This window comes from Bhargavaea massiliensis (genome assembly GCF_018390575.1).
Lineage (GTDB): Bacteria > Bacillota > Bacilli > Bacillales_A > Planococcaceae > Bhargavaea > Bhargavaea massiliensis.
Genome location: NZ_JAHBCJ010000023.1, coordinates 1 through 468 on the forward strand (window position 1 = coordinate 1; position 468 = coordinate 468).

1 protein-coding gene is annotated in these 468 nt (G+C 49.6%); it reads left to right on the forward strand.

Translation table 11 applies throughout. The features are described from left to right. The coding region (locus KHA84_RS15195) for a transposase (protein WP_213424355.1) at nt 1-382 on the forward strand (382 nt) is incomplete at its 5' end. Nucleotides 383-468 lie beyond the last annotated feature (86 nt).

Genomic DNA, 468 nt, shown 5'->3' on the forward strand with positions numbered 1-468 from the left:
GGTGATGAACATGTTGTCAAAATCGAATGGAACCAATCGTGATCAACTGGAAATGATCTCGCTTGATGAGATGGTCCCGGAGGACCACCTGGTCAGGAAGCTCGAGAAAGCCATCTCGACTTTTCGTTCATTCGCCTATTCCAATCACGCAACCACTGACCGGAACGGCTTCTTCCTCGCTTCAATCGTGACACCGGGTAATGTCCATGACAGCCATATCTTCGAACCGTTGCTGAATGTCGTCAAAGAGAAAGTCGGTAAGCCGCTTGCCGTTGCTGCAGATGCTGGATATAAGACGCCTCATATCGCAAAGGTCATGATCGATGATGGAATCCGCCCTTGTCTGCCTTACCGAGGCCCCGCGGTAAAAAAGGATATCTGAGAAAGAGCGAGTTCCACTACGATTCCGAAAGGAATGCCTATATCTGTCCAAACGGACAGGAACTCCGGTATTCGACCACCAATAAG